At 68.7% G+C, this 21,690-nt stretch carries 22 protein-coding genes; 9 read left to right on the plus strand and 13 right to left on the minus strand.

Annotation, left to right across the window (positions count from 1 at the left end; genetic code table 11):
- Positions 1–191 precede the first annotated feature (191 nt).
- Positions 192–1,697 (minus strand): alpha/beta hydrolase, encoded by a 1,506-nt coding sequence (locus tag ACFWIW_RS13005; protein ID WP_378368613.1) that lies wholly within the window; start codon positions 1,695–1,697, stop codon positions 192–194.
- A gap of 152 nt (positions 1,698–1,849) precedes the next feature.
- On the opposite strand from ACFWIW_RS13005, the gene ACFWIW_RS13010 reads away from it, so the two are divergent.
- Positions 1,850–2,434, plus strand: coding sequence for a TetR/AcrR family transcriptional regulator (locus ACFWIW_RS13010; RefSeq protein WP_378368614.1), 585 nt, complete (start codon positions 1,850–1,852; stop codon positions 2,432–2,434).
- Between the two features lie 102 nt (positions 2,435–2,536).
- Positions 2,537–3,226, plus strand: a complete 690-nt coding sequence (locus tag ACFWIW_RS13015) for a hypothetical protein (protein WP_378368615.1) — start codon at positions 2,537–2,539, stop codon at positions 3,224–3,226.
- A gap of 42 nt (positions 3,227–3,268) precedes the next feature.
- On the opposite strand, the gene ACFWIW_RS13020 is transcribed toward ACFWIW_RS13015, so the two are convergent.
- From ACFWIW_RS13020 to ACFWIW_RS13050, 7 genes are all read right to left on the minus strand, one after another.
- A complete protein-coding gene (locus ACFWIW_RS13020) occupies positions 3,269–3,640 on the minus strand; it encodes a gamma-glutamylcyclotransferase (RefSeq protein ID WP_240594258.1) in 372 nt (123 codons plus the stop codon).
- Complete coding sequence (locus ACFWIW_RS13025) at positions 3,631–5,073, minus strand: NCS2 family permease (RefSeq protein ID WP_378368616.1); 1,443 nt, start codon at positions 5,071–5,073, stop codon at positions 3,631–3,633. Before ACFWIW_RS13025 ends, ACFWIW_RS13020 begins: the two co-directional genes overlap by 10 nt.
- Positions 5,074–5,109: 36 nt before the next feature.
- Positions 5,110–5,604, minus strand: a complete 495-nt coding sequence (locus ACFWIW_RS13030; protein WP_378368617.1) for a nucleoside deaminase — start codon at positions 5,602–5,604, stop codon at positions 5,110–5,112.
- Positions 5,605–5,814: 210 nt separating this feature from the next.
- Entirely contained in the window at positions 5,815–8,094 is a 2,280-nt protein-coding gene (gene pucD, locus ACFWIW_RS13035; RefSeq protein WP_378368618.1) for a xanthine dehydrogenase subunit D, read from the minus strand.
- Positions 8,091–9,440: an 8-oxoguanine deaminase gene (locus ACFWIW_RS13040; protein WP_378368619.1), complete on the minus strand. Its 1,350-nt coding sequence runs from the start codon at positions 9,438–9,440 to the stop codon at positions 8,091–8,093. Before ACFWIW_RS13040 ends, pucD begins: the two co-directional genes overlap by 4 nt.
- A complete protein-coding gene (locus tag ACFWIW_RS13045) occupies positions 9,437–9,907 on the minus strand; it encodes a (2Fe-2S)-binding protein (RefSeq protein ID WP_037342278.1) in 471 nt (156 codons plus the stop codon). The genes ACFWIW_RS13040 and ACFWIW_RS13045 overlap by 4 nt, the downstream gene beginning before the upstream one ends.
- Positions 9,898–10,767, minus strand: a complete 870-nt coding sequence (locus ACFWIW_RS13050) for an FAD binding domain-containing protein (protein ID WP_378368620.1) — start codon at positions 10,765–10,767, stop codon at positions 9,898–9,900. Before ACFWIW_RS13050 ends, ACFWIW_RS13045 begins: the two co-directional genes overlap by 10 nt.
- Before the next feature lie 136 nt (positions 10,768–10,903).
- Here ACFWIW_RS13050 and ACFWIW_RS13055 point away from each other — a divergent pair, with 136 nt between their 5' ends.
- From ACFWIW_RS13055 to ACFWIW_RS13065, 3 genes are read left to right on the plus strand one after another with little or no spacing between them, the layout of a single operon-like run.
- Positions 10,904–12,325, plus strand: coding sequence for a PucR family transcriptional regulator (locus tag ACFWIW_RS13055; protein ID WP_378368621.1), 1,422 nt, complete (start codon positions 10,904–10,906; stop codon positions 12,323–12,325).
- A 1-nt stretch (position 12,326) separates the two neighbouring features.
- The gene (locus ACFWIW_RS13060) at positions 12,327–12,809 is read left to right on the plus strand and encodes a MarR family winged helix-turn-helix transcriptional regulator (protein WP_378368622.1); all 483 of its coding nucleotides are present in this window, start codon (positions 12,327–12,329) and stop codon (positions 12,807–12,809) included.
- Positions 12,810–12,845: 36 nt separating this feature from the next.
- Positions 12,846–13,451, plus strand: a complete 606-nt coding sequence (locus ACFWIW_RS13065; protein WP_378368623.1) for a DsbA family protein — start codon at positions 12,846–12,848, stop codon at positions 13,449–13,451.
- On the opposite strand, the gene ACFWIW_RS13070 is transcribed toward ACFWIW_RS13065, so the two are convergent.
- Positions 13,448–14,071: a hypothetical protein gene (locus ACFWIW_RS13070; RefSeq protein ID WP_378368624.1), complete on the minus strand. Its 624-nt coding sequence runs from the start codon at positions 14,069–14,071 to the stop codon at positions 13,448–13,450. The genes ACFWIW_RS13065 and ACFWIW_RS13070 overlap by 4 nt on opposite strands.
- A 63-nt stretch (positions 14,072–14,134) precedes the next feature.
- Here ACFWIW_RS13070 and ACFWIW_RS13075 point away from each other — a divergent pair, with 63 nt between their 5' ends.
- Entirely contained in the window at positions 14,135–14,635 is a 501-nt protein-coding gene (locus ACFWIW_RS13075) for a GNAT family N-acetyltransferase (protein WP_378368625.1), read from the plus strand.
- A 289-nt stretch (positions 14,636–14,924) separates the two neighbouring features.
- Positions 14,925–16,178 carry a DUF222 domain-containing protein gene (locus tag ACFWIW_RS13080; RefSeq protein ID WP_378368626.1) on the plus strand — a complete coding sequence of 418 codons (1,254 nt, stop codon included), beginning with the start codon at positions 14,925–14,927 and terminating at the stop codon, positions 16,176–16,178.
- Positions 16,179–16,408: 230 nt separating this feature from the next.
- Here the strand turns inward: ACFWIW_RS13080 and ACFWIW_RS13085 are convergent, their stop codons facing one another.
- Positions 16,409–17,032, minus strand: coding sequence for a TetR/AcrR family transcriptional regulator (locus ACFWIW_RS13085; protein WP_378368627.1), 624 nt, complete (start codon positions 17,030–17,032; stop codon positions 16,409–16,411).
- Between the two features lie 70 nt (positions 17,033–17,102).
- On the opposite strand from ACFWIW_RS13085, the gene ACFWIW_RS13090 reads away from it, so the two are divergent.
- Positions 17,103–17,837 carry an ABC transporter ATP-binding protein gene (locus tag ACFWIW_RS13090; RefSeq protein ID WP_378368628.1) on the plus strand — a complete coding sequence of 245 codons (735 nt, stop codon included), beginning with the start codon at positions 17,103–17,105 and terminating at the stop codon, positions 17,835–17,837.
- A gap of 1 nt (position 17,838) precedes the next feature.
- Here ACFWIW_RS13090 and ACFWIW_RS13095 read toward each other — a convergent pair whose 3' ends face one another.
- A complete protein-coding gene (locus ACFWIW_RS13095) occupies positions 17,839–18,084 on the minus strand; it encodes a hypothetical protein (protein ID WP_101609689.1) in 246 nt (81 codons plus the stop codon).
- 373 nt (positions 18,085–18,457) lie between these two features.
- Between ACFWIW_RS13095 and ACFWIW_RS13100 the strand changes: the two genes are divergently transcribed.
- Positions 18,458–18,796, plus strand: coding sequence for a hypothetical protein (locus ACFWIW_RS13100; protein WP_378368629.1), 339 nt, complete (start codon positions 18,458–18,460; stop codon positions 18,794–18,796).
- A 65-nt stretch (positions 18,797–18,861) separates the two neighbouring features.
- On the opposite strand, the gene ACFWIW_RS13105 is transcribed toward ACFWIW_RS13100, so the two are convergent.
- Together ACFWIW_RS13105 and aceB are read right to left on the minus strand one after the other, a co-directional pair.
- Positions 18,862–20,058 (minus strand): DUF6986 family protein, encoded by a 1,197-nt coding sequence (locus ACFWIW_RS13105; protein WP_378368630.1) that lies wholly within the window; start codon positions 20,056–20,058, stop codon positions 18,862–18,864.
- 4 nt (positions 20,059–20,062) lie between these two features.
- Positions 20,063–21,640, minus strand: a complete 1,578-nt coding sequence (gene aceB / locus ACFWIW_RS13110) for a malate synthase A (protein WP_378368631.1) — start codon at positions 21,638–21,640, stop codon at positions 20,063–20,065.
- Positions 21,641–21,690: the final 50 nt, after the last annotated feature.

Consider the following 21,690-nt stretch of genomic DNA (forward strand, 5'->3'; position numbering starts at 1 on the left):
CCGGTCCGGTTTTATTTTATATCTATAAATTATTTTAACACCCCCTCGGTGGGTGGTTTTGTGTGGTGCACACCCCCCCCCCCCCCCCCCCCCCACCCCCGCGCAGAACCAAGCAAAGTGCCTGAATCGGGCACGATTGTCCCTTAAGGACAGTCAAGGCCCCGCCTTCGCCTCACGACCGCCCCAGGACACTAGGGCACCGGAAGCGGCATACCGGGGACGCTCTGGTCGGCGGGGACGACCCCGTCGACCAGGTAGGCGTCCACGATCTCGTCCACGGCGGGGTTCCCGTCCGCGTAGAGCCCGTGGTCGCCCTCACCGGTCACGGTCAGCATGCGCGAGTTCGCGAACCCCGCGTGCGCCTTCCGGGCGCCTTCGATCGCCGTGGCCGGATCGTGCTCGGAGTGCACGATCAGCACCGGCGGGACCCCCTTGCCGTCCAGCTTCGGCAGCGGACGCGGTTCCTTGTCCCAGAACAGGCAGACCGACGCGTTCAGCGTGCCGCCACCCGCCAGGAGCAGGCCGCGGTCCAGGTTCCGCCGCGAAGCGCGGATCAGCGACTCGCGGGTGCCGATGAACCGTCCTTCCCCGCAGAGGGTGTTCCAGAACGTGGCGTCCTGCGCGTCGGGGTGGTCGCCCGCCGCCTCGACGGCGGCCTTGGCCTCGGCCTTCGCCTGCGGGTTCTCCATCGCGCCCCGGACCTTCACCAGCAGTTCGGCCAGCGCCGGGAAGGTCGCCTTCTTGTAGAGCAGGTAGATGATGGCGGTGTCGAGCTCCATCGGCCCCTTGCCGTCCATCGGGTTGCGGGACAAGGCATAGCGGACCCGTTCGTAGGTCTGCCGGACCTCTTCGCCGTTGGTGCCGAAGTGGTACTTGGCGTCGTACCGCGCCATCCACGGCAGGAAGTCCTGCCGCCAGCGTCGTTCGAAACCGACCGGCTGCCGGTCGAACGTCTTCTGCCAGTCCGTGGTGAACTCCGTCGAGGAGTCCAGCACGAACCGCCCGGTCCGCTGCGGGAACTGCTGCGCGTAGTGCGCTCCCAGCCAGGTGCCGCCGGAATAGCCGACCCAGTTGATCTTCTCCCGGCCGAGCAGGACGCGGAGCAGATCGAAGTCCCGGATCGTCTGGTGGGTGGTGATCAGCGGGCCGAGTTCGCCGCCGGCGCTCTGGCAGGACCTGGCCACGTGCTCGGCGTTGGCCAGGATCTGGTTCAGATTGCGCGGATCGCGGTCGCGCGGATCCAACTGCCGGATGAGATCGGCCGTGCCCCGGCAGGTGACGTTGGTGCTCTTGCCGGTCCCGCGCACGTCGATGCCGATGATGTCCTGATGCTCGCGCAGCTTCTCCTGACCGCGGAACGTCACCGGGAACCAGCGCCCGGGTCCGCCCGGCCCGCCCGGGTTGGTGAGCAGCGAGGCCGTCGAAGTCCCGGTGGACTTCAGCCTGCTGACGGCGATGGTCAGGTCCTGCCGCTCGCCCGCACGGTCCCAGTCGCGGGGAGTGCGGAACGTCGCGCATTCGAGCCCGCCGATGTCGGTGCCCGGCGGCAACGTGACCAGTTCCTCCGCCGCGCAAGGATGCCAATCCAGCTTCTGCTCGGCGTAGTGCGCCGGGACGCCCGCCGAAGCCGTCGTGGCTCCGGCGAGCAACCCGCCCACGATCACCGGGAGCAACCCGACGGCCAAGAGCCGCTTCATGTCCTTCCCCCTTCTTTTCTCGGATTCCCCAACGGAGCACGACGCTAGGACCGGGCACACCGCGCGAACATCGACCGCAGGTAGCGCCTGAGGGTGAACCAAGGATCAAGGGACGGCTGGACCTACGGACGCGTTTGATAGAACGCTCTATCATGGAGAGCGTGACTGGAACGCGGGAACGCATCGTGAACGCCGGCGCCGAGCTGCTCCGGCGCAACGGGTACACCGGCACCGGGGTGAAGCAGATCGTCGAGGCGGCGAACGCGCCCTTCGGCTCGCTGTACCACTTCTTCCCCGGCGGGAAGGAACAGCTCGGCGAGGAGGTCATCCGCACCTCGGGGATGATGTACCTCGCGCTGTTCGAGATCTTCTTCGCCGACGAGCCGGACCTCATCCACGGTATCGAGGCCTGTTTCGCCAGCGCCGCCGAGACGCTGAAGGCGACCGACTACGCCGACGCGTGCCCCATCGCGACCGTCGCGCTGGAGGTCGCCAGCACCAACGAGAAACTCCGGATCGCGACGGCCGACGTGTTCACGGCGTGGATCGAGACCGGGACGGAGAAGCTGGGCAAGTACGGCCTCGCACCCGAAGCCGCGCGACGGCTCACGATCGCTTTGGTGAACAGTCTCGAAGGGGCTTTCGTGCTGAGCCGTTCGCTGAGGAACACCGAAGCGCTCGAAGTCGCGGGAGCGTCATCCGTGGCCTACGCGCGCACGCTGCTCCCTGATGCGTGAAGCACCGACGGCGGGCTTCTGAACACCGGGTTTTCCTCGCAACGGACGACGGCTTCCGGCCGACCTAGCCGTCGCCAACACCGGAATCCGTTTGGGGAGCCCATGATCATCAGGAAGCTCGTGATCGGCACCATCGCCGCGGCCGCGCTGCTCACCGCGGGCGCGCTGCCCGCGACCGCCGCCGAGGTGCAGCCGTCCACCCTGACCGCGACCACCAGCACCACGAAGATCGACGCCGGGAAGACCGTCACGATCTCCGGGAAGCTCACCAAGGCCGACGCCACCCCGATCGCGGGGGCCGAAGTGGGCATCTCGTTCTGTTTCAACGGCTTCTGCGGTGAGGCGCAGGCCAAGCCGGTCACCGACGCCGCCGGTGCCTACAGCGCCACACTGACCCCGATCCGCACCGGCAACTACCACGCCGACTTCTTCTCCACCGATCCGTCGATCGCGAACTCGCGCGCCGACACCCCGAAGATCGTCGTGCTCCACCCGGCGGAGATCACGTCGTTCGCGGCGGGCCGCGGCCAGGACAAGGCCGTGACCGCGTCCGGCACGATCGAGTTCCCCGGCCGGTACACCGCGAACCCGATCCCGGTCGAACTCCAGTACTTCTCGTTCGGCACCTACCGCTGGACCACGGCGGCGACGGTCACCGCCACCTGGAACGGCACCACCTGGGCCTTCGCGGCTTCGGCCGAGCACCGCAAGCCCGGCGTCTGGCGGGCCTACTACGCGGGCTCGCCCGAAATGTTCCACGCGGCGGCGAGCGATCTCGTCTTCGTGCTCTGACGTTCCGTGAAGGCCTCCTTGAGGGAGGCCTTCACGGAACCACTAGCGGGACGCGAGATACGCCCGCCAGTCCCCCACCGCGGAGATGTCCGTCAGCTCCGGAGAGTCCACATAGGACGAACGCAGGACGGTGGCGAGACAGGCCGCGCCGTCCTCCAGTTCGATGACGCCCAGCTCCAGTTCCGGCGGTTCGGCCGGGACGAGATGGTCCCGCAGCACCGTGAGCGGCAGGTCGTAGACCTCGCCCACGACGGACGCGGAGCCGCCTTCGTGCATCGCCGGGAACCGGTCGCCCACGGAGTAGTAGTGATACTTGGGCGCGGACCGGGCGACGCAGCACAACGGCGCGCCCTGCAACTGTTCGTGCAGCGGTCCGCCCCGCATGCCACCGCCGTTGAGGAACATCAGAACCACGACATGATCCCTTCGATCCCGAAGTACACCCCGAACACCGCGGCCAGGATCCCGAGGATCCAGCCGATCTCGCGGATCTTGCCCTTGCAGATCTTGATGAGCACGTACGCGACCAGCCCGGCACCGATCCCGTTGGTGATCGAGTAGGTGAACGGGATCAGCGCGATGGTCAGGAACACCGGGATCGCGAAATCCAGGTCCTGCCACGGGATCCGGCGGCACTGCGCCATCATCATCCCGCCGATGACCACCAGCGCGGGCGCCGCGGCCTGTGCCGGGACGATGGCCGCGATCGGCGTCAGGAACAGCGTCGCGGTGAACAACCCGCCGGTCACGATGCTCGCCAACCCGGTCCGCGCGCCTTCGCCGACGCCTGCCGCCGATTCGAGGAACACGGTGTTCGGCGCCGATCCGGTGAGGCCGCCCGCCAGCGCGCCCGCGCCGTCGACCAGCAGGATCCGGCCCATCCCCTCGACCTTGCCGTTCTTGACCAGCCCGGCCTCCTCCGAGACGGACGTGATCGTGCCCATCGCGTCGAAGAACCCGGAAAGCACCAGCGTGAACAGGAAGACCGCCGCGGTCACCGCGCCCGCCGACCCGAATCCGCCGAAGAGATCGATGTCCCCCAGCAGGCTGAAGTCGGGATGCGCGACGACCTGGTCGGGCACCTTCGGTTCGACCAGGCCCCAGCCTTCGACGTGGAACACGCTGTTGACCAGCACGGCGAGCCCGGTCGCGACCGCGATGCTGATCAGCACCGCGCCCGGCACCCCACGGCTCACGAGCACGATCATCAGCAGCAGCCCGAGACAGAAGATCGCGATCGGCCAGCCTTCGAGGTGGCCGGCGATCCCCATCCGCACCGGCACCGTCGACTGCGCGGAATCCGGTGTCCTGGTCACGAATCCGGCGCTGACCAGGCCGACCAGCGCGATGTAGAGCCCGATCCCGACGGTGATCGCGACCTTGAGCGCCATCGGGATCGCGTTGATGATCCGTTCACGGACCCCGGAAACGGCCATCAGCACGATGCAGAAACCTTCGAGGACGACGAGCCCGAAGGCCTGCGCCCACGTCATCGCCGGAGCCATCTGGAAGGCGACGACACCGTTCACGCCGAGACCGGCCGCGAGCGCCAGCGGCGCGTTGCCGACCAGTCCCATCAGGATCGTGGTGACGCCGGCCGCCAGCGCGGTCGCGGTGGTGATCGCCTCGGTGGTCAGCTTCGCGCCGGTGATGTCGGCCGACGCGCCGAGGATGAGCGGGTTGAGCAGCACGATGTAACACATCGCGACGAACGTGGTGATCCCGCCGCGCACCTCGCGGCCGATCGTGCTGCCGCGGTGGGAGATCTTGAACCAGCGGTCGAGCCCGGACAGCCGCCCCGGTTCGGGCGAGGGCAGGTGGGGACGCTCAGTACCTAATTGGGTCATGCCTACTCCACAACGTTGTGGGGCGGGAAGAGTTGCTCAGTAAGCCTTCTTGTCGGGTTTCGACAGCCAGGCCTGGAAAGGCGCGAAGGAGTCCGGAAGGGACAGTTGGCCGACGGGTAGTGACCAGGACTCGCGCGGGCGGGAAAAGAGGTCGTAGAACTCGCGGTCGTCGAAGCCAGCCTCGGCCGCGTCGTGGCGGTCCGCGGCGTAGACGACCTTGCCGACACGTGCCCAGAGCGCGGCGGAAAGGCAGAGCGGGCAGGGCTCGCAGGAGGTCACGAGGACGCAGCCGTCGAGTTTGTGGTCGCCGATCGCCCGGCAGGCCGCGCGGATCGCGACCACCTCGGCGTGCGCCGTCGGGTCCAGCGTCGGGGTCACCTGGTTGGTCCCGGTGGCCAGCACCGAGCCGTCACGGACGATCATCGCGCCGAATGGGCCACCGCCGCTTTCGACGTTCGAGGTGGCCAGCTGGACGGTTTCGGCGAGCCATTTCTGCTCGTCGGACTCCGAAATGGACAGACGGGTACCCACGGATGTGCTCCTAGCTCGGAAAAGTACGGGATTCTCAGGTGCCGGTAGCCGGAGCTGAAGGTGGATCCGGAAACCGACCAACGCGTGAACCCGCCCCGGCCGAAGGCCCCGCTGTCGCGGTGGCAGGGCGCATTGTCCGCCATCGTGAGAGGGATGACCAGGCGGCGCCCTGCCGACGTCGATCGCGGACGCGGGTTCACCAACAGGCAATCAGGTGCCGGTGAGGTGTTCGGGACGCACCGGGACACGGGGCAGCGCGAGCCCGGTGGCCGCGCGGATGGCCGCGACGATCGCCGGGGTGGACGAGATCGTCGGCGGTTCGCCGACCCCGCGCAGACCATACGGGGCGTTGGGGTCGGGCCGCTCCAGGACGTCGATGTCCATCGGCGGCATGTCCAGCACGGTCGGGATCAGGTAGTCGGTGAACGACGGGTTGCGGATCTTCCCGCCGTCGGTCTGGATCTCCTCCATCACCGCGAGCCCGAGACCCTGCGCGGAACCGCCCTGGATCTGGCCGAGCACCGCCTGCGGGTTCAGCGCCTTGCCGACGTCCTGCGCGCAGTCGAGCGCGACGACCTTGATCAGGCCGAGTTCGGTGTCGACGTCCACGACCGCGCGGTGTGCCGCGAAACCGTACTGGACGTGCGCGTTCCCTTGCCCTGTCTCGGGATCGATGGGCACGGTCGGGCGGTGCCGCCATTCGACGGTCTCGTCGAAGACCTCGTCGCCGAGGACGTCGGCGAGGTCCGCGAGCACACTGCCGTCGGCCGAGACGACCTTGTTCGCGACGACGTCCAGCTTCCCGTCCGCGGCGAGTTTGCCCGCCAGATGCTTGTGCAGCCCGGAGCGCACCGCGACGCACGCGGCCTGGACCGCGCCGCCGGTGACGTAACTCTGCCGGGAGGCCGACGTCGAACCGCCGTTGCCGATGTTGGTGTCCATCGGCAGGATGGTCACCTGCTCGATGCCGAGTTCGGTCCGCACGATCTGCTGCATGATCGTCACCAGCCCCTGGCCGACCTCGCAGGCCGCGGTGTGCACGGTCGCCGCGGGTTCGCCGCCGACGAGCTGCAACCGCACCCGGGCGGTCGAGTAGTCGTCGAAACCCTCGGAGAAGCAGATGTTCTTGATGCCGACCGCGTACCCGACACCCCGGACGACACCTTCGCCGTGCGTGGTGTTGGAGACGCCGCCGGGCATGCGGCGCAGGTCGAGTTCCTCGTGCGTGACGGGCAACGGCTTGGCGCGCAGGCGTTCCAGCAGTTCGGCGACCGGGGCGGCCGAGTCGACGATCTGACCGGTGGGCATGACACTGCCCTCGGCCATCGCGTTGCGGATCCGGATGTCCACCGGGTCGATGCCGCACGCCTCGGCGAGCTTGTCCATCTGCGACTCGTACGCGAAGGCCGCCTGCACCGCACCGAAACCGCGCATCGCGCCGCACGGCGGGTTGTTGGTGTACACACCCCAGCAGTCGACCGAGGCACTGTCCACATTGTACGGACCGACGCCGAGCGTGGCCGCGTTCGCCACGACCGCGCCGGTCGACGACGCGTACGCGCCGCCGTCCAGGTACAGCTTCGCCTTCACATAAACGAGCCGGCCGTCCTTGTCGGCTCCGTGCTCGTAGTACATCTTCGCCGGGTGGCGGTGTACGTGGCCGTAGAAGGATTCTTCGCGGTTGTAGACCATCTTGACCGGCTTGCCGGTGTGCAGCGCCAGCAAACACGCGTGGACCTGGATCGAGAGGTCCTCGCGGCCGCCGAACGCGCCGCCGACCCCGCCGAGCGTCAGCCGGACCTTGTCCTTGGGCAGGCCCAGCGCGGCGACGATCTGCTGCTGGTCGACGTGGAGCCATTGCGTGGCGACGTACAGGTCGACACCGCCTTCGGTGTCCGGGATCGCCATGCCCGACTCCGGCCCGAGGAAGGCCTGGTCCTGCATGCCGACCTCGTAGACGCCGGACACCACGACGTCGGCCTTCACCGACTGGTCACCGTGGCGGATCTTGGCGTACCGCACGACGTTCCCGCCGGGGTGCAGCTCGGCGCCCTCGCCTGCGGCCGCCTTCTCGGAATCCGTCACCGGTTCCAGGACCTCGTAGGTGACCTTGATCCGTTTCATCGCGCGGCGCGCGGTCTCGGGGTGGTCCGCGGCGACGAGCGCGACGGGCTCGCCCTGGTAGCGCACGACGTCGACGGCGAGCACCGGCTGATCCGAGTGTTCCAAGCCGTACTTGTTCACGCCGGGCACGTCTTCGTGCGTCAGCACCGCGTACACCCCTTGCACAGCAAGGGCTTCGGTGATGTCGACACCGGTGATCCGCGCATACGGATGGGGGCTGCGCAGCGTCGCGCCCCACAGCATGTCCTCGTGCCACAGATCCGAGGAGTAGGCGAACTCACCACGGACCTTGACCGTGCCGTCGGGCCGCCGAGGGCTCGACCCCACGCCGTTCTCAGTCTGCTTGGAGACTTCAGTGGTGGTCATACCGTCTCCCTCAGCCGGGCGCTGGCCACGGCCAGCTCGCGGGCGATCTCGTCTTCGGATTCTTCGCGTAGCGCACCGCCGTCGACGACGGTCGCGCCGCCGACGTACAGCCGCTCGACCGGCGGCGTCGTGCCGAGCACCAAGGCGGCGACCGGGTCGGTGATGCCGGCGTAGTTCAGGCCGTTGAGGTTCCAGACCGCGAGGTCGGCCAGCTTGCCGGCCTCGATCGAGCCCAGGTCCTTCTGCCTGCCGAGGCAGCGCGCGCCGCCCATCGTGCCCATCCACAAGGCCTCGCGCGTGGTCAGCCCGCGCGGTCCGCCGCGCTGCCGCGCCTGCAGCAGCGCCTGGTGCAGTTCCTCGCCGAGGCCACCGGATTCGTTGGACGCCGCGCCGTCCGCGCCGAGCCCGACCGGCACTCCCGCGTCGAGCAGCTGCCGGACCGGCGCGATCCCGGCGCCGATCCGCCCGTTGGACGTCGGGCAATGCGCCGCGCCGGTCCCGGTGGCGCCCATCCGCCGGATCGCCTCCGGGGCGAGGTGGATCGAGTGCGCGAGCCAGACGTCGTCGGCGAGCCAGCCGAGTTTGTCGGCGTACTCGGCCGGGGTGCAGCCGACTTCGGCGAGGCACTGCTTCTCCTCGTCGACCGTCTCGGCGAGGTGGGTGTGCAGCCGGACTCCCTTACGGCGCGCCAATTCCGCCGCGCCGGTCATCAGCCGCTCGCTCACCGAGAACGGTGAACAAGGACCGGCCGCGATCTGGAGATGCGCGCCGGCGGAGCCGTCGTGGAACCGGTCGATCGCGGCCTCGGTGCCCAGCAGCGCGGCCTCGGTCTCCTCGACGAGGTTGTCCGGCGGGAGCCCGCCCTGGGACTCGCCCCGGTCCATCGAGCCGCGCACGACGTGCAGGCGCACCCCGACGCGGATCCTCGCGGCGGCAAGGGCCTCGACCTGGTCTCCGCCGTCACGCGGGAAGACGTAGTGGTGGTCGGCGACCGTGGTGCAGCCGGTGGTCGCGAGCCGGGTGAGCCCGGCCGTGGCCGCCGCGTGCGTGATCTCGGCGTCGAGCCTGCCCCAGATCGGGTACAGCGCGACCAGCCACTCGAAGAGCGTGTGATCGGCGGCGAGACCGCGCGTGGCCCACTGGTAGAGGTGGTGATGGGTGTTGATCAGGCCGGGCGTGACCAGGCAGCCGGAACCGTCGACGCGTTCGTCGTACTCACCGTCGGGCGCCTTCCCCGCGCCGACCGCCGCGATACGGTCGTTCTCGATGACGACGTGGCCCGAGGCGTGCTCGGTGCCCGCGCCGTCGACGGTGGCGATCGCGGCGTTCTCGATGACGGTCTTCACGCGGTCTCCCCCCTGGTCGCGGCCAGCCGGACGGCGTCGAGGATCTTCTCGTATCCGGTACACCGGCAGAGGTTCCCCGCCAGCGCCTCGCGGATCTCCTCGTCGGCGGGGTTCTCGACCCGGTTGAGCAGATCGTGCGCGGCGACCACGAGGCCGGGGGTGCAGAAGCCACATTGGACGGCACCCGCGTCCACAAAGGACTGCTGCACCCGGTCCAGCTTGTCGCCCTCGGCGAGCCCCTCGACGGTGCGGACCTCGCGGCCCTCGACCTGACCGGCCGCGACCAGGCACGAACACACCGGGACATCGTCGAGGTACACCGTGCAGGAACCGCATTCGCCCTGCTCACAGGCGTTCTTGGAACCCGGGAGGCCGAGCCGCTCGCGGAGCACGTACAGCAGGCTCTCGCCCTCCCAGACGTCGTCGGCCTGGCGGGACTCGCCGTTGATCGTCACGTTCACGCGCACTCGCGTTCACCCTTCTGGAAGTCGTTCCACGCCCAGGTCAGCGTCCGCCGCGCCAGGACGGACAACGCGTGCTTGCGGTAGTCGGCGCTGCCGCGGACGTCGTCGATCGGCGACGCCGCCTCCGACACCAGCTCGCCGAACCGGCGCTTGACGGAATCCGTGAGCGAAGCCTTGGTGGACCAGGGAAGTTCGGTGCCGAGGTACTCCTCCGCCGCGGTCGCGCGACGCGGGGTCGGCGCCGCCGAGCCGACCGCGGCGCGGATCTCGCGGGTGTCGAGATGCAGCGCCAGCGCGAACGAGCAGACCGCGATGACCATCGCGTTGCGCGTCCCGACCTTGGCGAACTGCTGCGGGCCGGCCTCGGCGGGCAGGTGCACCGCGGTGATCAGCTCGTCGGGTTCGAGGGCGTTGCGCTTGACGCCGAGGTAGAACTCCTCGGCCGGGATCAGCCGCGTCCCGCGCACCGACGCGGCCTCGACCTCGGCGCCGAGCACGAGCAGCACGGGATGCGTGTCGCCGGCGGGCGAGGCCGCGCCCAGGTTGCCGCCGACGGTGCCGCGGTTGCGGATCTGGGGCGAGCCGACGGTGCGGGAAGCCATCGCCAGCGCGGGCAGAACTTCACCCAGCTCAGCGATCACCCGGACGTAGGGCACCGAGGCGCCGAGGCGGATCTTGCCGTCGGTCTCGGTCCACTCGGCGAGTTCGGTGACGCGGTTGAGGTCGAGCAGCGCGCCGGGGCGGCGGTGGTCGAAGTTGAGCTCCACCATGACGTCCGTACCGCCCGCGATGGGCACCGCGTCGGGTCGCTCGGCCTTGACGGCGAGCGCCTCGGTCAGCGAGCTGGGGCGCAGGAAATCCACTCTCGGGCTCCTCGGTTCGGCGGCGTTGTGTGACGGCTGACTCAGTAGACGCCCTGCGCCCATACGGCGGCAACGGTGCCGAAGCATGAAATCTCCCCTGCACGCGCCGGTCGTTTTGTGCTTTCCTACAAACCTGATGACGACCGTGAAAACTCTGCTGGCGCTGCCCGGGCTGCGCTTGCGCGTACGCGCCGGGACGGCTCTGCTCGACCGTCCGGTGTCCCGGATCTACGTCACGGAACTGCCCGATCCCGGGCGGTACGTGTCGGCGGGTGAATTCGTCCTGAGCGGGTTGCTCTGGTGGCGCGGGCCGGGTGATTCCGAAGCCTTCGTCGCCGCGCTGGCGAAGGCCGGGGCGGCGGCGCTGGCGGCGTCCGGGGCGGATTCCGACGGCATTCCCGAGGATCTCGTCGAAGCCTGTACGCGACACGGGATCCCGTTGCTGGAAGTGCCGACGGACCTGTCGTTCTCGGTCGTCACCGAACGGGTCGTCCTGGCGCTCGCCGCGGCCGCGGAAGGCGCTCGCAAACGTTTGCTTTCAGCGGCGACGGAAGACGCGTCGGTGGAAACCCTGTTGGAGCGGGCGCGCGCCGAGATCGGTCTCCCCTGCCGGGTGGAACCCGCCGGCACGGCGTCGGAACTCGTGCGGCGGTTCGTCGCCGCGGGCGGCCGTTCCCTGGAGGCGGACGACGTGTCGGTCCGCCCGGTCGGCGGGAGACACGCGTTGCCGTGGCTGCTCGCGATCGGCGGCCCGCTGACCGCCGCCCAGGCGGAGATCGCCGAGGAACTCGCCGGGCTGATCGGGCTCGCGCGCACGCGGGCGGACGAGGTCCGCGCCGTCACCGACAGGGTGCTCGAACCGTTGCTCGCGGCACTCGACGAAGGAAGCGATCCGCACGCGGCGCTGACCGCGACCGGGCTGCGCGGCGATCTGCGGTTCGTCGTCGCGCGCACCGAGGGATCCGAAGCGGCACGCGGCATCCTGACGGAACTGCTGCCGCCGGGCGCGCTGGTCGGCCCCGCCGGGGAAACCACCTGGGCGGTGGCCGAGGACGACGGCGAGTGGCCGGAAGAGTGGCCCGCCACGGTGACCACCGCACTGTCCACAGTGGAGTCGTTGCTGCCGTGCCGCCGGGTGCTGATCGGCATCAGCGACCGCTCCCCGGTCTCCGTGCTGCGGGGCGCCAAGGAAGTCGCGCGCTACGCGCTGGCCGTGGCGGCGGAGAGGCCCGGCACGATCGAGGTCGTCCCCGGCGGCGAGATCGGCATGCACCGGCTGCTGCTGGCGGGCACCCCGGACGATCTGCGGGCGGCGTTGCGGCGCCGGGTGCTGGGTCCGTTGCTGAGCTACGACGCCGAACAGGGCACCGATCTGGTGCACACCCTGCGCGTCTTCCTCGAATGCTCCGGCTCGCCGACGCGGGCCGCGCGGGAGCTGCACATCCACGTCAACACGTTGCGGTACCGGATCGGGCGCGCGAGCGAACTGCTCGGCACCGATCTGACCGTGTTCACCGAACAGCTCGACGTCTATTTGGCCTTGTCGGCAGGGAGCTGAAATGGGTATCACCACGGCGAAAGAAGCCGCCTACGACCCGCGCGTGCTCGCCTTCGGCCGGATGATGGGCGCGGCGAACCGGCTCGAATACCTGCTCGGCCGTGCGCTGGAGGCCGAATGCGGGATCTCGCATCTGATGTTCGAAGTCCTCCTGATCGTCGGCAGGTCGGGCGAGGCCGGGATGAGCATGCGCGCGATCGCGCAGGAGCAGGTGCTGACCACCGGCGGCGCGACGCGGCTGGTCGACCGGATGACCACGCTCGGCCTGGTCGTGCGTTCCTCCGATCCGCAGGACCGCCGCGTCCAGCTCGTGCGGCTGACCGCGCAAGGCGAGGAGACGACCGTGCGGGCCGCGCGAGTGCATGTCGAGAACATCCAGCGGCTCTTCCTCGACCCGCTGCCCGCGGACCACCGGGAACGGTTCGCCCAGGACCTGCGGACGCTGAGCCACTCGGCACGTGACGCACTCCCCAAACTCCGGTAGGAATATCTGACCAGTCAGACATCGTTGGGTCCCGACATGAAGCTCATCTATGTCTTCGACGCGTATTGCGGCTGGTCGTACGGGTTCGCCCGCACCATGGCCGACGTCGCGCACCGGCATCCGGATCTGCCGGTCGAAGTGGTTTCCGGCGGCCTGTTCCTCGGCGGACGCCGGGTGCCGATCCGGCAGTTCGGCTACGTCCAGGGAGCCAACGCCGAGATCACCCGCCGCACCGGCGCGCCGTTCGGGGAAAGCTACGAGCGGCTCATCGCGGACGGCGAGTTCGTCATGGACTCCGAAGCCGCCGCCTGCGGGATGGCGGCGTTGCGCGAGGTCGCGCCGGACCGCGCGGTGCGGCTCGCGGCCCTGCTGCAGGAAGCGTTCTATCTCGACGGACTGAGCCTCTCCGAGGTTTCGACCTATCGCGTGGTCGCGCAGCGAGCGGGCCTGGACGGGGACGCCGTCGAGGCCGCGCTGGACCGGGTTTCCGCGGCGGACGACTTCCGGCGGGCGCGGGAACTGGGCGTCACGGGTTATCCGACCCTGCTGGCGTCCCTTTCCGGGGAACGCGTGGTGACGCTGGTCGCCGGGAACGCGAGCGCGGACGAAGTGGAGCGGCGGATCGGCGCGCTGGTTTCCTAGACTCCTCGCGGATCGGCACGAGGATCGCCAGGATCGATCATCTCCGCGGCGCTGATCGATCCGATCTGGTCGGCCGCCCGCACGACCTCGGTGGGCGGGTTCGCCGCCCGCTCCGCCACTTCGTCCCGCTGCCCTGGTGCGGCCGAGTCTTCGCCGGGCGCCACCAGGCGCGGATCGAACTCTTGACGCAACTGAAGGCCGGTGTCCCGCAGTTGCTCTCGAAGCTGCTCCAAGCGCGCCTCGCCTTCCTCGATCTCCAACCGGTGTCGTTGCCACGTCATCACCATTTCCAGCAGCCGGTGCAGCCCGTACAGGGCGGCGGCACCGTAGGCGACCGGCGCCGAACGCTCAGCGAGCCCCGACAGCACACTCACCCACGGGCTGGCCATGGTGGTCCGGACGATTACCGGAGACCTCGGCAGAACCCGCGCCGAGGGATCCAGCCACCGCCCCTTGACGGGAGGAAGCAAACTGGCGTGACCTGCCAGAATCAGCAACGCGGTGACGTTCCGCTGATAATCCTCCAGCGTTGGCGCAGGGCCGAGGTCCACTTCGAGAAGAAGCAGTGGACCTGACGCCGCGGCGGGGTCCAAAGGGTCGGAGCCTCGGCTGATCGACATAAGCTGATACTGCCCGATTCCGGGCGCTCCACAAAGCCGACGCTCGCCACTTAAGCTGGCGCCATGCCTACTCCCGCAATGGTCCGGGCGGCGATACCAGCGGACGCCGACGCCGTCGCGAAGATCTGGTACCACGGCTGGCAGGACGGCCATCTCGGCAACGTGCCCGACTCGCTCGTCCGGATCCGCACCCGCGAATCGTTCTGGGAGCGGGCCGCGGAACGCGTCGGGGATACGACCGTCGCTGTGCTTGACGACGCGGTGGCGGGTTTCGTGATGGTCGTCGGCGACGAGGTCGAACAGGTCTACGTTTCCTCGGACCATCGCGGGAGCGGGGTGGCCGGAGTGCTGCTCGCTGAAGCCGAACGACTGGTGCGCGCGGGCGGGCATTCCCGCGCCTGGCTCGCGGTGGCACCGGGGAACGCGCGGGCACGGCGGTTTTACGAACGGTGCGGGTGGGCCGACGAGGGCGAGTTCGACAATCGCGTTTCCGGACCGGACGGGGTTGTTTCGGTGCCTTGCCGTCGATACGTCAAGCCGGTCACCTTTACTGAGCGCAATTAGTCGACCAACTGCGGCACACTTTCCTTGCGTTGCCCCACGCTAGCCGTGGCGTCGACCGGGACTGCGCGCATTTAGTCGGCTAAGTGCGACACGTCTTTTTCCGACGGCAGCAGCCTGGCCATCGATCACGTGACACGGCTTCGCGGACGCGTTTAGTCGACTGAATGCGACACGGTTTCTTTGCGTGGCGTTCGCACTGGGCGATATCACTCTTCAGTGTTGTTCGTGCGTTTCGCTGGTCGCTTAAAATTGCGAACACGTGTTCGAAGAAACGTGCTATTATGGAGTCGTGTCCGAGACCTTCCTCCCCGAACTGCCGCAGGAGCTGTGGCGCGCCGGCAAGCTGGAGCTTGCCCATGGCGTGCAGCAATCCCTGCAGGTGATCCGGGTGGCGACCGCCGCGCTGGGGCAGTTCTTGGCGGAGATCGAGTCTCGGGGCGTCAAAGACTTGTACGGCTATGGCAGTACGGCTAGCTGGCTCGCGGATCTGGCGGGGTTGTCGCGCGGTGAGGCCGGTGCGATCGTGAAACGCGCCATCGCGTTGAACCCGACTCGCGCCTTGGACGGCACCGAGGTTCCGCCCGTCGCGCCCGCCACCGCCGCCGTCGCCGCCGAAGGACTGATCGGGAACGAACGGATCGATCAAATCCTGGAGATCCTGAAACGGCTCCCCGCCGACACGTCTGCTGAGGATCGGGCGAGCGCGGAGAAGATCCTGGCCGACCTCGCCCCGAACGCCGGACCCGCACAGCTCACCAAGGCCGAAGCGAACCTGCTGGGCTGGCTCGACCCCGACGGCAACGAACCCAAAGACCCCGAACCGAAAGAGCCACGCCGCGAACTCACCCTGGAACGCCGCAAGGACGGGTTCTGGAAACTGACCGGCCTGCTCGACGACGAGACCGGTGCCCGCACCGCCGCCGCCCTCGAAGCACACGCCCGGCCACGCCCAGTCGACGAATTCGGGCAAGCCGACCTGCGGATGAAATGCGAACGCATGGGAGACGCCTGGGCCGACCTGCTCGACCTGGCCATCGCCTGCCCCGACCAGCCCGGCACCAGCGGCTACCGCACCCTCGTGAACGTCACCATCGGACTCGACGAACTCAAATCCGGCCTCGGCACCGCGTGTCTCGACTTCGTCGGCACCATGACCGCTCGGGAAGCGCGGCTCGCTGCCTGCGACTGCCTGATGTTGCCGGTCGTGATGAGCACCTCGGGTGAGCCACTGGATATGGGACGGCTGAGACGGTTCGTCACCCCAGGCCAGAGACGCGCGTTGAACATCCGAGACAGGGGCTGCGCGTTCCCGGGATGCCACAGGAAACCCAAGAATTGCCACGCCCACCACATACATCACTGGGCAGACGGCGGCCCGACGGATCTGCGGAACCTGGTGCTGCTGTGCGGCTTCCACCACCGCCTGATTCACCACGGCGACTGGGAAGTACACATGGCCACCGACGGACTACCGGAATTCATCCCACCCCAATACCGAGACCCGCTGCGACAACCCCGGCGCAACACCCTGCATCACGTCTGACACGAAGAGCCCGTCGGCCGGCGACGGGCCCTTCGTCATGCCCACCGAGACTCCACCGATACCCGGCCGTTCACCAGCGCCCCTGACCGGACCGGTCACGCACGACCGTGTGGATTTCGGGTCATCCAACGCCCCGAAATCCACACAGTCCATCGGCACCGGACCGATCACGACCGAGTCGAGATCCTCAGGCCCGTCCACGGCCTCAGCGACAAAGCCCCCTCAGAGACCTAAGCCGACTCCAGGTAGGCCAACGCCATCTCGGTCGTCTCACTCGCCCAAACGTCCCAGCTCAGGCCATCGGCCCAGAACCGGCCACTGGCGGCCCGGTGCACACAGGATCCGATGATGGTCCGGCTCATCATCCGGATCGCCTGGTCCCCGTCCGCCCGGCGGATCTCCTCGAGACAAGGCTGAGCCGCCTCCACGAAATCGCGCTGGATCGTGGCCAGCGCTTGGAGACCACGATCCCGCGCCTCGGTGCGCTGGCTGTCGAGCAGTTCGGAGAAGATCCGGTCGTGGCGGGCGAATGTCCCGGCCAAAGCCCGGGTGAACGCGCCGACGACCCCTCGCAGCCCGGGCTCCGCGGAGCCGAGCGCGTCACCGACGCCGGATTCCAACTGGCCGAGCAGCTGGTCTTTGACGGCGTACAGCAGCTGGTTCTTGCCGGAAAACCGGCGGTAGATCGCGCCCACCGACATACCCGCCTGCTCGGCGACCGCCGCGACGGTGAACTCCTCGAATCCCTGGCTCGCCAGAACGTGCTCCGCAGCCGCCAGCACCTTCTGCAGGGACTCGCGGCTTCGGGCTTGCTGCGGCGGCCGGAAGCCCTGATCGACGGATGACTGCCTCACCGGCCGGACGTTACCACAAATGCGAATGATAACTTCCGTTCGCATCTGACGAGCGCGAGGAGGCCGGCCCGTGGTGAGCATCGAAGTACAAGACGCCTACGTCGATTTCCCGATCTTCGACGCCAAGACCCGGTCACTCAAGAAACGGGTGCTCGGCAAGGTCGGCGGCAAGATCGGCACCGGCGCGAAAGTCCCGGTCATCGAGGCCCTGCGGGACATCTCGCTGTCACTGGGCGAGGGCGATCGCGTCGGCCTGGTCGGGCACAACGGCGCCGGGAAGTCCACGCTCCTGCGACTGCTGTCCGGCATCTACGAGCCGACGAGGGGCAGCACACGGGTCGCCGGGCGGATCGCGCCGGTGTTCGACCTCGGCGTGGGACTGGATCCCGAGGTCTCAGGTCACGAGAACATCCTGATCCGCGGCCTGTTCCTCGGCATGAGCCGCAAGCAGATGGCGAAACGGGTCGACGACATCGCCGAGTTCACCGAACTGGGCGACTACCTGCACCTGCCCTTGCGCACCTACTCCGCCGGGATGCGGGTGCGGCTCGCGCTCGGCGTGGTGACCACCATCGATCCCGAGATCCTCATCCTCGACGAGGGCCTCGGCGCGATCGACGCCGCGTTCCTCGCCAAGGCACGCGAACGGCTGGTCGACCTCGCCCGCCGATCGGGTGTGCTGGTGTTCGCCTCGCATTCCGACGAACTGCTGCGCGAACTGTGCACCACCGCCCTCTGGATGGACGAGGGCCGCATCCGCGCGCGCGGTTCACTGGACGAGGTTCTCGTGGCCTACCACGGCTGATTCAGAGAAAGATCTTGACCAGCTGGTCCTGGCCGTCCGGATCCCGCAGTACGACCTGTTTGCCCGCACGGAGTTCCGCGTCGACGAACTCGTAGATCAGCAGCGCGCGGTTGACCAGGTCCACCTTCTTCAACCCGGTGCGCTCCTGCAGTTTGCCCAGCGCGTCGACCGCCTCGGCGATCAGCGCGACATTGACGCGATCGACCACCGCGGGGCGGCCGGTGGCGGTCTCCTCAACCGATGGCATGACGCTCCCTTCCCCGCGGCTTCTCGCCGCCACCTCATCGTGGCATAGTCGGCACTCATTCACCACATTTTCAGCAGTAAATCTGTGCGAGATGGTTGCAGTCGGGCTGTGACCGGCGCTACAGTCGTCAAGCCAGTCTCGCGGTACAGAACAACCCCTCACACAGGCCCGCCTCCATGCGGCGGGTATCACCAATCGAAGGTGCGGCCACGGCCTTCACGTGTGAGGCGCCCCAAGGGGAAGGAGGACCGGACAACCGCGAGCTGGGGGTTCGTCCGGTCCCGGCAGCCGAGGAGTCGGCTGTCCCCCAAGTGGTCCCCAGCTTGACGCGCCAACCCGGGCTCGCCTGACTGGGCAAGAAAGGGCACGACGCATGGGTGCCGAAATCGACGGCGTGGACAACACGACGTCCGAAGAAATGGCGGACTGGGAAGGGACACCGACCCAGCTCGCCCGCGTCAGGATCGAAACGTCGGAGTTGAAGGCGGAAGCGGCGGTGCCGTCGAGCCAGACACACCGGCTGCTCACCACGATCCTGGACACGCTGGTGGTACTCGGAGCCGTTCTCGGCCCGGCGCTGACGTTGCAGGTGGTTCCGGCCGCCTTCCCGACGGGAGTGACGGCCGGGACGATCGCGGGCCAGCTCGCCATGCTGGCGCTCGTCGCGAGGTCCGTCCACCGGGGAAAACCCGGCCCGCCGCCGATGGACTGAGGCGGGACGGGCGGAGCAGCGGCTGAGGGAGCGCCTGCCACCAGGGGCGCTCCCTCAGCCGCTGCTCATGCGGTCCTTCGCGCGTAGCCGTCCAGTTCGGCTCGCGAGAACGATAGCTCCCCCACGTCCACGGCCCCGCAATCCAGCCCTCGCAACAAGAAGCTCGCCAGAGCCTGGGCGGTCGCCGGTTCGTCCAGCACTCCGCGCCCGGTCTGGTCGGCGTAGTCGCGCAAGCGGCCCAGCGCGGCCGGGAAACCTTCGCGGAAGAAGGCGTACGTGGCGGCGAACCGGGTCGGCAGCTGGTGCGGGTGCAGATCCCAGCCCTGATAGAAACCTCGCTCCAGCGAGCGCCGCACCAAGCGCAGATGTTCGCGCCAGGCCGGGAGGATCGCGTCGCCGACGGGCAGTTTGTTCGTCGAGCCGTCGGAAAGCCGGACGCCGGTGCCCGCGGCCGAAACCTGCATGAGCTGCTTGGCGAAATCGGCGGCCGGGTGTTCCATGCTCTGGTACTCGGCGCTGATCCCGAGCCCGGCACTGTAATCGTAGGTGCCGTAGTGCAGTCCGGAACAACGCCCGCGCGCGGCTTCGACGATCCGCGGTACCGCCACCGTCCCATCGATGTCCACAATGGACTGAGCGGTCTCGATCTGGACCTCGAACCGCAGCGTGCCGCCGGGCAGGCCGTACGCGGATTCGAGGTGCTCCAAGACATCCGCCGCCACCTCGACCTGCTCGACGGCGGTCACCTTCGGCAGCGTGACGACGAAACCTTCCGGCAGCGGCCCGCTTTCCAGCAATCCGGCCAGGAAGAGATCGAGCGTGCGGATACCGCGGCGGCGGGTCGCGGCTTCGAAGCTCTTGAAGCGGATGCCGACGAACGGCGTGCCACCGGTGACGGCGAGGGTCCGCCCCGCGGCGAGCGCGATGGCGTCCTCTTCGTCGTCGGCGAGCCTGCCGAGGCCGTCCTCGAAATCGATCCGCAGATCCTCGATCGGCTCGGTCAGCAGTTTCGTCCGGACCCGGTCGGCGATGTCCGCGTCCAGCCCCAGCCGTCCGGCGTGTTCACCGAAGACCCGCAGGGCCTGCTTGCCCCAGTCCGCCACGAGCCGCGTCTTGTACTGCGACGCGGGCACGTACACGGTGTGCACGGGCTGGCGGCCGGGCGGCTCGCCGGGATACTTGGCCGTGACACGCGCGTCCGCCTCGGCGAGGCGCGCGTCAGCGGCGGTGTAGACGTCCTCGGTGAGCCGCCCGTTCCCCATCTGTCTACTTGATCCGTTCGTAGGCGGGCAGGGTCAGGAAGTCCGGGAACTCGTCGGCGAGCGCGACCTGCTCGAACAGCTCGACGGCGGGCTCCAGCAGTTCCGGCTTGATCTCGGCCGCGAGTTCGCCGCGGACCTCGGCCAGCACGCCGCGCACCAGTTCGGCGGTGACCTTGTCGCCGGTGTCGAGCTGCGTGCCGTTGCGCACCCACTGCCACACCTGCGAACGGGAGATCTCCGCGGTGGCCGCGTCCTCCATCAGGTTGTGGATGGCCGCCGCGCCGTTCCCGCTCAGCCAGGAGGCGATGTAGCGGATGCCGACGTCGACGGCGGCGCGCAGACCGGCCGCGGTGGCGGCACCCGGCGTCGAAGCCGCGTCGAGCAGCTGGTCCGCGGTGACGGACACCTCGTCGCGGGTGCGGTCGAGCTGGTTCGGCTTGTCGCCGAGGACCTTGTCGAACTCTTCGCGGCAGATGTCCACCATGCCGGGGTGCGCGACCCAGGAACCGTCGAAGCCGTCGCCCGCCTCACGGCTCTTGTCGGCGCGGACCTTGTCGAGCGCCGCGGCGGTGACTTCGGGGTCCTTGCGGTTCGGGATGAACGCGGCCATCCCGCCGATCGCGAACGCGCCGCGCTTGTGGCAGGTGCGCACCAGCAGTTCGGTGTACGCGCGCATGAACGGCGCGGTCATGGTGACCGAGTTGCGGTCCGGCAGGACGAACTTCTCGCCCGCGTCGCGGAAGTACTTGATGACGCTGAACAGGTAGTCCCAGCGGCCGGCGTTGAGGCCCGAGGCGTGCTCGCGCAGTTCGTAGAGGATCTCCTCCATCTCGAACGCGGCCGGGATGGTCTCGATCAGCACGGTCGCGCGGACGGTGCCGTGCTCGATGCCGAGCGTCTTCTCCGCGTGGGTGAAGACGTCGTTCCAGAGCCGGGCTTCGAGGTGGCTCTCCATCTTCGGCAGGTAGAAGTACGGGCCCTTGCCGCGGTTGAGCAGTTCCTGCGCGTTGTGGAAGAAGTGCAGGCCGAAGTCGACCAGCGCGCCGACGGCCTGGCGCCCGCCGAAGGAAAGGCCGCGCTCGTCGAGGTGCCAGCCGCGCGGGCGGACGACGATGGTCGCGTGCTCGACGTCGTCCTTCAGCGCGTAGCTCTTGCCGCCGCTCTCCAGCGTGATGGTCTCGCGGACCGCGTCGTACAGGTTGACCTGGCCGGAGACGACGTTCGCCCAGTGCGGCGTGTTGGCGTCTTCGAGGTCGGCCAGCCAGACCTTGGCACCGGAGTTCAGCGCGTTGATGGTCATCTTGCGGTCGGTCGGGCCGGTGATCTCGACGCGGCGGTCGCGCAGGGCGGGCGGGGCTTCGGCCACCTTCCAGTCGCCCTCGCGGATCTCCTTGGTCTCGGGCAGGAAGTCCAGTTTGCCGGTGATCCTGGCCTCTTCGCGGCGCTTGCTCCTGGCCTGCAGCAGCTCGTCGCGACGGGCGGCGAAGGTGTCGTGCAGGCCGGCGAGGAAGGCGAGGGCCTCCGGCGTGAGGATTTCGTCCCCGCGCTCGACCGGATCGCCGAGCACCTGAGCTTCAGACATTGCGCAACACCCCGAGTTCCAAAGATAACGTCCCTACGGTTTTACATGAC

Source organism: Amycolatopsis sp. NPDC058340, from assembly GCF_042723975.1.
Taxonomy (GTDB): domain Bacteria; phylum Actinomycetota; class Actinomycetes; order Mycobacteriales; family Pseudonocardiaceae; genus Amycolatopsis.